General features: G+C 71.9%; 13 protein-coding genes. 6 read left to right on the top strand and 7 right to left on the bottom strand.

Annotated features, from left to right (window positions below):
• Positions 1 to 3: 3 nt before the first annotated feature.
• The gene (locus AKJ13_RS12650) at positions 4 to 696 is read right to left on the bottom strand and encodes a GntR family transcriptional regulator (protein WP_050733660.1); all 693 of its coding nucleotides are present in this window, start codon (positions 694 to 696) and stop codon (positions 4 to 6) included.
• 430 nt (positions 697 to 1,126) lie between these two features.
• On the bottom strand, positions 1,127 to 2,047 hold the full coding sequence (locus AKJ13_RS12645) for a LysR family transcriptional regulator (RefSeq protein ID WP_050733659.1): 921 nt from the start codon (positions 2,045 to 2,047) through the stop codon (positions 1,127 to 1,129).
• Positions 2,048 to 2,170: 123 nt separating this feature from the next.
• On the opposite strand from AKJ13_RS12645, the gene AKJ13_RS12640 reads away from it, so the two are divergent.
• From AKJ13_RS12640 to AKJ13_RS12625, 4 genes are all read left to right on the top strand, one after another.
• Positions 2,171 to 3,097 (top strand): ring-cleaving dioxygenase, encoded by a 927-nt coding sequence (locus AKJ13_RS12640; RefSeq protein ID WP_050733658.1) that lies wholly within the window; start codon positions 2,171 to 2,173, stop codon positions 3,095 to 3,097.
• 62 nt (positions 3,098 to 3,159) lie between these two features.
• Positions 3,160 to 3,807, top strand: coding sequence for an alpha/beta hydrolase (locus tag AKJ13_RS12635; protein WP_050733657.1), 648 nt, complete (start codon positions 3,160 to 3,162; stop codon positions 3,805 to 3,807).
• Between the two features lie 38 nt (positions 3,808 to 3,845).
• Complete coding sequence (locus AKJ13_RS12630; RefSeq protein ID WP_050733656.1) at positions 3,846 to 4,253, top strand: DoxX family protein; 408 nt, start codon at positions 3,846 to 3,848, stop codon at positions 4,251 to 4,253.
• A gap of 27 nt (positions 4,254 to 4,280) precedes the next feature.
• On the top strand, positions 4,281 to 5,258 hold the full coding sequence (locus AKJ13_RS12625; RefSeq protein WP_050733655.1) for a Gfo/Idh/MocA family oxidoreductase: 978 nt from the start codon (positions 4,281 to 4,283) through the stop codon (positions 5,256 to 5,258).
• Positions 5,259 to 5,477: 219 nt separating this feature from the next.
• Here AKJ13_RS12625 and AKJ13_RS12620 read toward each other — a convergent pair whose 3' ends face one another.
• Genes AKJ13_RS12620 through argJ form a run of 3 tightly spaced genes read right to left on the bottom strand, consistent with a single transcriptional unit; the run spans position 5,478 to position 7,857 of the window.
• On the bottom strand, positions 5,478 to 5,894 hold the full coding sequence (locus AKJ13_RS12620; protein WP_007569123.1) for a (deoxy)nucleoside triphosphate pyrophosphohydrolase: 417 nt from the start codon (positions 5,892 to 5,894) through the stop codon (positions 5,478 to 5,480).
• Positions 5,891 to 6,610 (bottom strand): SIMPL domain-containing protein, encoded by a 720-nt coding sequence (locus AKJ13_RS12615; RefSeq protein ID WP_050733654.1) that lies wholly within the window; start codon positions 6,608 to 6,610, stop codon positions 5,891 to 5,893. The genes AKJ13_RS12620 and AKJ13_RS12615 overlap by 4 nt, the downstream gene beginning before the upstream one ends.
• Positions 6,607 to 7,857, bottom strand: a complete 1,251-nt coding sequence (gene argJ / locus AKJ13_RS12610; RefSeq protein ID WP_050733653.1) for a bifunctional glutamate N-acetyltransferase/amino-acid acetyltransferase ArgJ — start codon at positions 7,855 to 7,857, stop codon at positions 6,607 to 6,609. The genes AKJ13_RS12615 and argJ overlap by 4 nt, the downstream gene beginning before the upstream one ends.
• 229 nt (positions 7,858 to 8,086) lie before the next feature.
• On the opposite strand from argJ, the gene AKJ13_RS12605 reads away from it, so the two are divergent.
• Both AKJ13_RS12605 and AKJ13_RS12600 read left to right on the top strand, forming a co-directional pair.
• The gene (locus AKJ13_RS12605; RefSeq protein WP_050733652.1) at positions 8,087 to 8,521 is read left to right on the top strand and encodes a hypothetical protein; all 435 of its coding nucleotides are present in this window, start codon (positions 8,087 to 8,089) and stop codon (positions 8,519 to 8,521) included.
• Positions 8,522 to 9,080: 559 nt separating this feature from the next.
• A complete protein-coding gene (locus tag AKJ13_RS12600) occupies positions 9,081 to 11,111 on the top strand; it encodes a methyl-accepting chemotaxis protein (protein ID WP_082316938.1) in 2,031 nt (676 codons plus the stop codon).
• A gap of 117 nt (positions 11,112 to 11,228) precedes the next feature.
• On the opposite strand, the gene AKJ13_RS12595 is transcribed toward AKJ13_RS12600, so the two are convergent.
• Together AKJ13_RS12595 and AKJ13_RS12590 are read right to left on the bottom strand one after the other, a co-directional pair.
• Complete coding sequence (locus AKJ13_RS12595) at positions 11,229 to 12,077, bottom strand: DUF6456 domain-containing protein (protein ID WP_200905622.1); 849 nt, start codon at positions 12,075 to 12,077, stop codon at positions 11,229 to 11,231.
• A gap of 92 nt (positions 12,078 to 12,169) precedes the next feature.
• Positions 12,170 to 12,382: a hypothetical protein gene (locus AKJ13_RS12590; protein WP_050733746.1), complete on the bottom strand. Its 213-nt coding sequence runs from the start codon at positions 12,380 to 12,382 to the stop codon at positions 12,170 to 12,172.
• Between the last annotated feature and the right edge of the window lie 113 nt (positions 12,383 to 12,495).

The raw sequence follows: 12,495 nt of genomic DNA, 5'->3' as shown, positions 1-12,495 counted from the left end.
GCCTCACGCGCTGAGCGCGCGCCGGTAGATCGCGATCAGCGATTGCGCCGCGTTCTCGATATGGCGGCGCAGGAGGTCGGCGGCCGCGTCGATCTTTCCGGCCTCGCACAGGGCCAGGATCTCCCGGTGCTCCCGGTCGGCGCGGGCGACGTCCCCGGAGGCCGAGAGCTGGAGCCGGGTCGGGCGGTCGCAATCCTGCAGCAGGCCGGCGACGATGCTCAGCGAGCGCGGGCGCTCGGCGTGCTGCAGCAGATCGAGGTGGAAACGTCGGTTCAGCTCGCCCCAGCGCAGGATCTCGCCGGCCGCCAGGGCGGCGCTGTAATCCTCGGTAAGGCCGTGCAGCGCCTCGAAATCCGCCTGCGACAAGCGCCGCGCCGAGAGGGCCAGCAGCTCCGGCTCGAGCTGGACCCGGAGGGTGAAGATGTCTTCCACCTCCTCCACGGACAGGCCCGAGACCACGGCGCCGCGATGCGGCATGATCTTGATCAGGCCGGTGGCCTCGAGCTGCAGCAGGGCCTCCCGGATCGGGATCCGGCTGATCCCGAACTCCTCCGCCAGGGCGTCCTGGCGCAGCTGGGTGCCGGCCGGGAACTCGCCGGTCAGGATCCGCTGCCGCAGCGACTCGGCGACGGCGGCAGCCACGGTCTTGTGGACGAGCCGGTCGGGCGCGGGTCGAAGGTGTGCCGCAGGGGACATCAGGGCCTCAAGGACAGGATCGGATCGCCTAGCACCGGAAGCCACGCGTGCAATCGCAAGGCCAATGCCTGAATCGCGGGCGGGCTCGAGGAACAGGCCGAACCGCGCTCCGCAGGGCCCGCACGGCCGGCCTCATCGGGCGGACGCGAACACGCGCAACGGCAGGCCGGCCTTCGAGACGGTTCCGTCGTCGGTCGGACGCGCACCAGCCCGGATAGAGCGCCCACACACAACCTGAGGGGCGCGGGGACCGGGCATAGATGGGCCACTGACAGACGTCGAAACCCTCAAGGACACAAGGGTATCTAAGCTTTATCGACTACGCCAGATACGATCATGCAAGTCAAGAATATTTGTATAAAATCATCCACAGAGTGAGATTTGTACGCTTCCGACATTCGCGCGGTGGTCCGGCCGGCGCCTGGCTCGGCTAGTGCGGTGCCGGCCCGGCCCAGGGCGCCTGGGCGAGCTTCTGCCCGAGATAGCCGATCAGCGCCGTGATCCGGGCCGGCCGCGGGTCGCCGGGGGGCGTCACGAGGTGGAGCGCGATCGGCGGCGGCGACCAGCCGGGCAGGACCCGCTCCAGGCGCCCGGTTTCCAGGTCGTCCCAGATCATGAAATCGGGCTGCAGGGCGAGGCCGAGACCGGCCCGGAGCGCCGGCGCCAGCGCCTCGGCGTTGTTTGCGCGCAACTGCCCGCCCGGTACGATCACGGCTTCCGCGCCGGCCGCGTCGATGAACCGCCAGCGGTCGGGCGTCGGCAGGTAAGCGTAGCCCAGGCAGGCGTGGCGGGCGAGGTCGTCCGGATGGTCGGGCCGTCCGTGCCGGTCGAGATAGGCGGGCGTCGCCACCAGCGAGCGCCGGATCGCGCAGAGCCGCCGGGCGCGCAAGGAAGAATCCGGCAGGGCCGCGATCCGCAGCCCGATATCGAAGCCGCCGCCCACGAGGTCGACCACCGCATCCGACAGGTGCAGGTCCACGGAGACGGACGGGTGCTGCCGCAGGAAATCCGGCAGGAGCGGCGCGACATGCATCACCCCGAAGGTCATCGGCGCGGCCAGGCGCACGAGGCCGCGCGGCTCGGCGGCGCCCGCGATGGCCAGCGCCTCCGCGGCCTCGCCCTCCGCCAGGATCCGGGCGGCGCTGGCCTTGGCGGCGTGGCCGGCCTCCGTCAGGGCGAGCTTGCGCGAGGTGCGGTTGAACAGGCGCGCGCCGATCCGCGCCTCCAGCCGGCCGACCGCCTTCGAGACGGTGCCCTTCGACAGGCCCAGATCCTCCGCGGCCCGGCCGAAGGAGCCGACCTCCACCACCTTGGCGAAGACCGCCCAGGCCTCGAAATCGGGGAGCCGCATGAGTCGCATTCCGGAAACGATGGGTTTCCATCGTTTCTATTTTACAGCGCCATCGCAAGGGCCAGATTGCCGTCATCGCAAACGCCCCGCGCAATGCACGGCGGCTTCTCGGGAGATAGCGTCATGGTGCAGTCCGGCCTCCACCACGTCACGGCCTTTTCCGGCCCGGCCCTCCGCAACCTCGACTTCCACACCCGCGTGCTCGGCCAGCGGCTGGTGAAGAAGACCGTCAACTTCGACGATCCGGGCACCTACCACCTGTATTACGGCGACGCGGCCGGGCAGCCCGGCACGATCATGACCTTCTTCCCGATCGCGCATGCGGCCCCCGGCCGGGTCGGGATCGGCGAGACCCAGGAGACCGCGTTCCGGGTGCCCCGTGGCTCGATCGGCTGGTGGACCCACCGGCTGATCGAGAAGGGCGTCGCCCACGAGCCGCTGGTCCAGGTGTTCGGTGCGCCGACCCTGCGGTTCCGCGACCCGGACGGGATGATGCTGGCGCTCGTCGGCGTCGACGGCGCCGAGGCGGAGGCCGCCTGGGCCTCGGCCGAGGTTCCGGCCGAGCACGCGATCCGCGGGCTGCACGGGGTCACGCTCCTCCTCGAGAGGGAAGAGGCCACGGCCGCGATCCTCACGGAGGTGCTGGGCCTGCGCGAGGAGGCCCGCGAGGGCAACCTGATCCGGTTCGCCGGCAGCGCGGCGCTCGGAAGCTTCGTGACCCTCCGGGCGGTCGGCGGCTTCCTGCCCGGCCGTCAGGGGGCGGGCTCGGTCCACCACATCGCGTTCCGGGCGGCGGACGATGCCGCGCAGGCCGCGATGGCGGAGAAGCTCGCCGGGCTCGGGCTCCAGGTCACCGAGCAGCGGGACCGCCAGTATTTCCGGTCGGTCTATTTCCGCGAGCCCGGCGGCGTGCTGTTCGAGATCGCCACCGACGCCCCCGGCTTCGCCGTGGACGAGCCGATGGATGCCCTCGGCACCGCCCTGAAGCTGCCCGCCGGGCTGGAGCCGCACCGGGCCCAGATCGAGGCGGTGCTGCCGAAGGTCGCCTGAACCAGATCTCCGCCCCGGAGGAACGGGGCGGAGGTGCAAATATACTCATCAGCGAGGTCGCCATGACCCAAGACGTCCGCACGCCCAATGCCCTCGGCCTGATCCACCACTTCGAGCCCGGCGCCACCGAAGCGCGGCCGTTGCTGCTCCTGCACGGGACCGGCGGCAACGAGCACGATCTCCTGCCGCTCGGCCGGATCGTGGCCCCGGGCGCCGCCCTGCTGTCGCCCCGCGGAGCGGTGTCGGAGAACGGTATGCCGCGCTTCTTCCGGCGGCTGGCCGAGGGTGTGTTCGACGAGGCCGACCTGCGCCGCCGCACCGAGGATCTCGCGGCCTTCGTGGCCGCGGCGCGGGCGCGCTACGGCCTGGCCGCCCCGCTGGCCCTCGGCTTCTCGAACGGCGCCAACATCGCCGCCGCGCTGCTGATGCTGCACCCGGAGGTGCTGGCGGGCGCGGTGCTGATCCGGCCGATGGTGCCGCTGGCCGAGCCGCCCGCCGCCGACCTCGCGGGCAAGCCGGTGCTGATGCTCTCCGGGGCGATGGACCCGATCGTCCCGGCCGAGAATGCCGGCCGGCTGGCCCGGCAGCTCACAGCCGCCGGCGCGGCGGTCGCGCACCAGATCCTGCCGGTCGGCCACGGCCTGTCGCAGGCCGATGTCAGCCTCGCGGCCGACTGGGTCCGCGGCCTCGCCCGGCCGGGCGCGGCCTGATCCCCACAAGACATCCCACGTTGAACCGGAGTATTGCCATGGCCGCCCCGTTCGCCTCCGCCACCGCCCTGCTGCCGGTGACCGGCCGGGTCCTGATGAGCGCGCTGTTCCTGGTGAGCGGGGTCGGCAAGCTCGCCGCCCCGGCCGCCACGCTCGCCACCATCCGGGCCGCCGGCCTGCCGCTGCCGGAGGTCTCGTTCGCGGCCGCCGCCCTGGTGGAGGTCCTGGGCGGCCTGCTGCTGATTGCCGGCTACCGGACCCGGCTCGTCGCCCTGGCGCTTGCGGGATTCGCGGTGGCCACCGCCCTGACTTTCCACACGGCCCTGGCGGACCCGAACCAGATGTTCCACTTCCTCAAGAACCTCGCCGTGGCGGGCGGCTTGCTTCAGGTCGCGGCCTTCGGGGCCGGCCCGTTCAGCCTCGACGCCCGTCGGGGCCGGGCCTGACCAGGCGTCGCCACACAGGGAACCGGGATGACCACAACCGACCAGCTGCTCGCCCTCGGGATCATCGGCGCCGGCATCATGGGCGAGCGCCTGATCGGCGCGATCCACGGCGCGTCGGATTCGCCGGTCCGGGTCGCCGCCCTGTGGGACCCATCCCCGGAGGCCCTGGCCCGGGTCGGCGCCGCCTACCCGGTGGTGCCGCAGGTTGCCGATTCCGACGCCGTCGTGGCGGCGAGCGCCTGCGTCTACGTCGCCTCGCCGCCGGCCTCGCATCTCGGCTACGCCCGCGCGGCGCTGGCTGCCGGCCGGACCGTCTTCTGCGAGAAGCCCCTGGCGATCGACCTTGCCGACGCCCGCGCCTTCGTGGCCGAGGCCGGGGCGGCCGGGGCGGTGAACTTCCCGTTCGCCTCCTCGCCCGGCGTCGCCGCGCTGGAGCGCTGGATCGCCGAGGGCGCGGTCGGGACGCCCCGCCGGCTCAGCATCGCGGTGGCCTTCGCCCGCTGGCCGCGCCCCTGGCAGGCCGACGCGGCGCGCTGGCTCGACGCCCGGGCCGAGGGCGGATTCACCCGCGAGGTCGTCTCGCACTTCCTGTTCCTCGCCCGCCGCCTGTGCGGGCCGCTGGACGGGCTCGCCGGCACGGTCGCCTTTCCGGAGCCCGGCCGCTCCGAGCGGGCGATCGACGTGACCCTGAGGGCCGGTGCCATCCCGGTGACCCTGACCGGCCGGGTCGGCGGCGTCCCGGAGGACGACCACAACACTTGGACGCTGGAGGGCGATGCCGGCGCCATCCGCCTGCGCGACTGGGCCATCGCCGAGCGCCGCGGCCCGGACGGGACCTTCACCCCGGCCCCCGATGCGCTCCCCAACGCAGAGGTGCGCCCGATCGCGCTGCGCCGCCAGCTCGCGGGCGTCGTCCGCATGACGCGCGGCGAGCCCCACCACCTCGCCACCCTCGCCGAAGCGCTCGCCGTGCAGGAGGCGGTGGAGGGGATTCTCGCGCTCTGAGTTCTTGTGCGGCCCGATGTGCCTGGAGCGGCGGCACACGCGCCTCTCGCCCTCTCTGCGGGCTACGGAGTGAACAGGTGGGAGGATTCATCTCTCGAGGAGTGAGACCTCAAACTTGATCACCCGCGCCGTCATTCCGGCCTCCGCTGTGCGGCCCCGGGATGACGGTGCGTCGCTGCACGCGCAATCCCGGCAACAGACCTCCGCTCCGGGCTCCGATCAGCTCCCCAGCAGCTCGACCAGGAACGGGATCAGCGGCGCGTCGGCCGGGGGCATGGCGAGGTCGCGCAGGGCCTTGGGGCGGACCCATTTGAGCGCCTGGCCTTCCATCGGGCGCGGCGTGCCCGACCAGCGCCGGCAAACGTAGAGCGGCATCAGCAGGTGGAAATCCGGATAGGCGTGGCTCGCGAAGGTCAGCGGCGCCAGGCACGGCTCCTCGACCCGGATGCCGAGCTCCTCGGACAGCTCCCGGATCAGGGTCTCCTCCGGGCGCTCGCCGGCCTCGACCTTGCCGCCGGGAAATTCCCACAGGCCGGCAAGCTGCTTGCCCGCCGGGCGCTCGCTCACCAGAACGCGGCCGTCGACGTCGACTAGCGCCACCGCAACCACCAGCAACAGGCGCAGCGGCTGGCTCACGGCGCCACCGCGAAGCTGGCCGAGACCTCGGAGGAGAGCTGGATCGTGCCGGCCTCGATCGGGACGCGCCGGCCCTTGGCCGCCATCGGGGCCGCGAGGGTGCGGCTGTAGACCGGCGGCGGCGGGACCGCGGCGCCCGGGTTGCCCAGGGTGCAGAGCGGCCCGAGCTTGGCGCCCACCGCCTCCGCCAGGGCCTCGGCCCGGCTCCGGGCATCCCGGGCGGCCGCGACCTGGAGCGCCGATTCGGCGGTGTCGGGATCGCGCAGCCCGAAGCTGACCCCGTCGATCCGGTTCGCGCCCGAATCGAGCGCCTGGCGCAGCAGGTCGCCCAGGCGGTCCATGTCGGCGAGCCGGACGGTCACGCGGTTGCCGGCCCGGTAGCCGTCGGGCTCCTCGGTGACCGCGCCGCCGGGCCGGGTCACGCTGCGGGAGCCCGCCTGGAGCGTCACCGCGGCGGTGCCGATATCGGCCGGCGGCACGCCGAGCGCCCGCGCCTGCGCCGAGATCCCGGCCACGGCCTTCGAGGCGGCATCGAGGGCGGCGGCCGGGGTCGCGCCCCGGGCCTCGATCCCGACCGTGACCTCGGCGAAGTCCGGCGCCCGCGTCTCCGCGGCCCGCCCGACGACGCTGATGCGCCGCTTGCACGCCGAATCGTCGGCCTGCGCCCCGGCGGGCAGCAGGGCCAGCAGGAGCAGGCCGGCGAGGCGCGCCCTCACGAGCGGTAATCCCCGTTGATCTCGATGTAGGCCTTGGTCAGGTCGCAGGTCCAGACGCGGGCCTGACCCTCGCCCAACCCGAGATCGACCCGGATCCCAATCTCGGGCTCGCGCATCACCGCGCTGGCGGCCGCCTCGCTGTAATCCGGGTCGCGAGCGCCCTGGACGGCCACGCGCACGTCGCCGAACCAGATCGCCAGGCGATCCCGGTCGGCGGGCTCGCCGGCCTTGCCGACCGCCATCACCACCCGGCCCCAATTGGCGTCCTCGCCGGCCACCGCGGTCTTCACCAGCGGCGAGTTGGCGATCGACATGGCGATCCGGTGGGCGGAGGCGTCGCTCTCGGCCCCGGTGACCCGCACGGTGACGAACTTGCGCGCGCCCTCGCCATCCTTGGCGACAAGCTGCGCGAGCTCGATCAGCAGGCTGTCGAGCGCCGCCTTGAAGCCGGCGAGACGCGGGTCGGCCGCGTCGGCGATCTCGGCATTGCCGGCCTTGGCGGTGGAAAACAGCAGCAGGGTGTCGGAGGTCGAGGTGTCGCCGTCCACCGTCACGCAGTTGAAGCTGGTCTGGGTGCCGGCCGTGAGCAGTGCCTGGAGCGCCGCCTGGGGCAGGGCGGCGTCGGTGAACACGAAGGCCAGCATCGTCGCCATGTCGGGGGCGATCATGCCGGCACCCTTGGCGATGCCGTTGATGGTCACGCGCACGCCGTCGATCTCGGCGGTGCGGGTCGCGAGCTTGGGGAAGGTGTCGGTGGTCATGATCGCCCGGGCGGCCTCGGCCCAGGCGGCCGGCCCGTCCGTGGCCCGGGCGGCGCAATCGGCCAGCACGCCCTCGAATCGCTCGGCCGGCAGCGGCTCGCCGATCACGCCCGTGGAGGCGACGTAGACCTCCCGGTCGCTGCAGCCGGCCGCCTGCGCGGCGATCTGCACGGTCTTGGCGACGGCCTCCCGGCCGAGCCGGCCCGTGAAGGCGTTGGCGTTGCCCGAATTGACCACCACGGCCCGGGCCGCGCCGTGCGTCAGGGCCTCGCGGCACCAATCCACCGGCGCCGAGGGACATTTCGAGCGGGTGAACACCCCAGCCGCCCGGGTGCCGGGGGCGAGGTCGACATAGAGTACGTCGGTGCGGCCGCTGTAGCGGATGCCGGCCTGGGCGGTGGCGATTCGCACGCCCGGCAGCGGCGGCAGCTCCGGCACCGTAGCGGGCGCCAGCGGAGAGACGGGAGGGGATTTCGCGGACGACATCGGCTCAAGCTCCGGCAGCGCGCGGGGCCTCCCGCGGCGGCCCGGTGTTGCCCGCGCGACCCCGGCGCCGTCAACCGCAAGCCTACGCTATGACCACGCTGCGGGCTGCATGCGCTTTGGGCAACAGCGGCGCGGATTGCGGCGCCTTCGCGGCCAGAGGCTTGCGCGTGTCTTGGTTCCCGGCTTAGCATGATGCATTGCAAAGCCAGAGCGAGGTCGAGTGCGGACGATGCCCACAACCGACGTCGAGACGGCCTCCGGCAGGCTGCCCCAGGGCGTTTGTTACCGGATCCAGGTGCTGGTCGTCGGCCGCCACAAGCGCTGGCGCGACGAGATTTCCGCCGAGATCCGGATGCTGGGCTACCAGGTGACCGCCTGCGACCGGGGCGTCGACGCCATGACGGTCCTGGCCCTCGGGCTGCCCGTGGACGTGATGGTGGTGGACGCGGCCCTGCAGGGCGGCCTGTGCTGCGCGCAGCTCGCGGTCGAGGCGCGGGCCCTGCGCCCGGGCCTGCGCATCGTCCTCTCCAGCGATCCGGTCGACCCGCCGGAGCAGGACGCCTCGGTGCTGGTTCCGGACGCGCTGTTCATCCAGCGCGAGCAGTTCCAGGACGGGATGGTCGCGAGCCTGATGCGCGAGGCTCTGGCGAATCGCGCGGCCTGACGCGCTTCGTCGCGCGCACATCCTCTTCACCCCGTCTGCCCTCGGCCCGTCGCCCTCCCAATAGATGCGCGCCGAATCGGTCGTGCGAGCTTCGGCTGGAATCTCCCAACCGGGCTCCCCGGGCCGAAATCCGGGCCTCTGAGCATCGGTCCGAATGCCCGCGGCCGGACGGCGCTTCGGGTCTCCGACGAGCGGCTTTCCGCGCAGATCATTGGGGTCCAGGATATGATAGACTCTTGGTTTTTGGTCCGTGGCACCGCCGAGGCGCGGTGTTAGTTCGGTATTGTCCGCGTAGTCTTGATCGCATGTATTAAAAAATAGGATTATAATAAAGATCTATTGGATATAATCCTGAATGCAATGGTGTCAGCTGAGGTTTGAATTGGGCGAGCGGATTGAACCCATCCGACGGTCGTGAATCTTTACTCTTGCGTCCTACGCACGGATGTAGGGTCGTTGCCGAGACTAGAACAGTAATGATGTAAAGATTACCTGAGGTTGAGGTGCGAATGCTGACACAATAGTGTCATCGAACCGACTTTTATCGGTGTCGTGCCCGATGCGGGCATGTCCTTTGGAAAGTCCTCCACCCGTGAAGTTGGGAATTCGCCACCGGCTCTATGCCGGCTTCGCCATGCTCGTGCTGATTGCCGGCGGCATTGGTGCGTATTCGCTCTATCAACAGAGCTTCATCACCGACCAATACGAGATGCGCGCTCGGTTCGAAGTCGGCGTACGGTCGATCCTCACGATCAACAGCCTCGCGGCGCGCCTGACCGGCGCCGCAGAGCATTACCGCCTCGCCCCGAGCGCCGAGCAGATCACCGCGATAGAGCAGTCGCGGCGCGCCATCGAGGAGACGAGCGAGATGCATTTCACGCGTGCCCTGCATACCGAGCGCCGTCCGCTCTACGGGCAGATGCGCGACGATGCCCGCGCCCTGAAGGCGGGGCTGGAGCGGCTCGCGACGGCCGGCCAGCGCGTGAGCGAAACCCGGACGAACATGTTCAAGGCCGGTGATGCGCTCGCGCACACCTTGAATGCGCTGGTCGTGGCGGTTCGCGAGCGCATGGGCACCGCGATGGCCGATCGCGTTCAGAAGATCGAGATCACCATCCTGCGGGCCCGGCTCGGGGCCGCGCGCTTGACCATGCGGCTTTCGGCGGAGGATCGGGCGGAGTTCCTGGCGGCGGTCGAGCAGGCGCGCGGCGCCCTGAAGGCCTTCGGCGCGGTGGAGGGCGGCGCGATCGTCGCGCCGGAGATCAAGGCGGTCGCCGAAGGGTTGGACGCCTATGCGGCGACCGTGGCGGCCTGGGACGGCGCGACGAGCGTCGCCAACGACGCGTTCGAGACGGGCATCAAGCCGTTCGCGGCGTCGATCGAACGGGTCGGCGAGACCGCGCGCGACAAGATCTTCGTCGCGGTGAACGAGCTTACCGAGGCGACCACCGCGTCGGTGGAGAACGCCCGGCGCATCCAGGTCGGCCTGATCAGCCTGGCGGTGGTGCTCGGCGGCGCGCTGGCCTTCCTGATCGCCCGCAGCATCATCCGGCCGATCGTCGGAATGACCAACGCGATGAAGCGCTTGGCCGAGGGCGACACCGATGTCGCGGTGCCGCAGCCGGAGGTGCGTGACGAGATGCGTGAGATGGCCAAGGCGGTGGACGTGTTCCGCCAGAACGCGATCGCCCGGACTGAGCTGGAGGCCGCCCAGGCCGCCGAGCAGGCCGCCCGGCTCAGCCGGGTCGAGCGGGTCGACCAATTGGTGAGGGCCTTCCAGCAGAACGTCGCGGCCTCGCTCGAGGTGGTCACCGGGGCCGCCACGGAACTCGACGCCACGGCGCGCTCGATGACCCAGGTCGCCGACGACACCAACAATCAGGCGGTGGCCTCCAGCGCCGCCGCCGAGCAGGCCTCGACCAACGTCCAGACCGTGGCGGCGGCGGCCGAGGAGATGGTCTCGTCGCTGCAGGAGATCGAGCGGCAGGTGCTCCGCTCCAACGAGGTCGCGGGTGCCGCCGCCCATGAGGCGCAGGCCACCAACGCCGCCATGGCCAGCCTGCGGGTAGCCGCCGAGCAGATCGGCGCGGCGGTGACGACGATCTCCGGGATCGCCGGGCAGACCAACCTGCTGGCGCTCAACGCGACCATCGAGGCGGCGCGCGCCGGCGACGCGGGACGCGGTTTTGCCGTGGTGGCCGCCGAGGTGAAGGAGCTCGCCGGCCAGACGGCGCGCGCCACGGAGGAGATCGGCGGCCAGATCGCCGCGATCCAGTCCGCCACCGGCCAGGCCGCGGACGCGATCGAGCAGATCGCCCGCACCATCGCGGCGGTGAACGAGATCAGCGGGGCGATCGCCTCGACGGTGGTGCAGCAGACCGCCGCGACCAGCGAGATCTCGCGCAATGCCGGCGAGGCCGCCCGGGGCACCCGGGACGTGTCGGCCAACGTGGTCCAGGTCTTAGCCTCGTCCAGCGAGACCGGCAGCGCCGCGACCCAGGTGCTGCACGCGGCCTCCCAGCTGGCGACCCAGTCCCAGAAGGTCCGGCAGGAGGTCGACAGCTTCCTGCGGGACATCCAGGCCGCCTGAGGCGGGCGACGGCGCGCCCCAACGGGAGCGCCGTTCCGGCCGGGTCTGTCCCGCCCTCGGCCTCACCCGTGATCTACCGGGGTGAGGGCGCGGTGGCGCCCTGGCGGCCCTCCCGGCTTACGCCCGCCACAGCCGCAACCGCCCGTGATCCGGCCCGGTCGCCTCGCGGGCCAGGCCGTAATGCTCGGCCAGGCGCCCCAGGGCGATGCGGGCGACGACCTTGGCCGAGCGGGCCGGCCAGCGGCGCTCGGCCTCGATCCGCTCCAGGCCCTTGAGGAAGCCGCACAGGTCGATCAGCAGGCCCGACAGGTCGCTGCCGACCGCGTCGAGGGCGCCGCGCACCCGCTGGCGGGCCGCGATCACCTGGTCGGCCGCGGCGGCCGGATCGCGGGCGCCGCCGCCATCGACCCGGGGCGCGCCGAGCTCGGACCCCATCCGGGGCAGCATCGCCGCCTTCGTCATGTCCCGGCGCAGCCGCTCGCCGGCCTCGAACGCGGCCGGATCGATCAGCGGTGTGCCGTCCGGGTTCCGGCGCCGGACCATCCAGGCCAGGGGATTTTCGGACGCGTTCCGGATGGTCGGCTCCGCGCCGCCGCCGTCGATCACGGTCAGATCCTGGTGCTGGGCGCGATAGGCCATCCCGTCCGGGGCCTGCTTGCGCCGCAGCCGCGCCTGCCCGGCCGGCCCGATCGTCAGCCGGGTGCCCGCGGGATCCCAGGCGGCGAGGTCGGCCTCAACCAGCGCCCGTCCGGCGGCCTGTGCGAAACGCCCGCTGCCCACCGAGACGCCGTCGCCGCCGCCCCGGACCAGCAGCCCGTCCTCGGTCAGCGGATCGGGCCGCGCGTAGGCCCCGGCCTCGCCGAGCCGCGCTAGCAGGCGCGTCGCCTCCGCCGGCAGGGCGACCGGCTCCGGCGCGCCCCGCCTCGCCCCCGCCCTGGCCCGTCCGGCCCTCGAGTTTTTGTTCATGATTTGTTCCTACCATGGTACGCAGGCTCGACCGGCCGCGACCCTTGCAGGACACCCCCACGAAGTCAAGGACTTTTTGCCTAAAGGAAGAATCAGGTCCGGCGCGGTCGACTCGGTGGCTGGCGCAGGATCTCGGCGATCTCGTCCTCGGACTTGCCGCGAACCGGGTAGCCCAACTCTTCGAAGCGATCGATCAGGGCGGCGCTGTCGGTGGCGGACCGCGCGGCCCATTCGGAGAGAAGGGTGTTCATCCGCTCGAGATCCTTCGCAGGATCACCATCCCGCGGGTCGGGAAACGCGTTCATGCACAGCACCTCGGCGCCGGACGGGGTCTCGACCGCATCGCACAAACGAGCGGTTGCACCCCAACGTCCGACATCGGTTCCGTATCCCTCGCCCGTATCCCCCGGTTGTGCCG

Origin of the sequence: Methylobacterium sp. ARG-1 (assembly GCF_001262595.1) — a bacterium.
In the GTDB taxonomy this organism is placed as follows: Bacteria; Pseudomonadota; Alphaproteobacteria; order Rhizobiales; family Beijerinckiaceae; genus Methylobacterium; species Methylobacterium brachiatum.
Note: the sequence above shows the minus strand (reverse complement) of the source record. Positions and strands in the feature narration are given on the sequence as shown.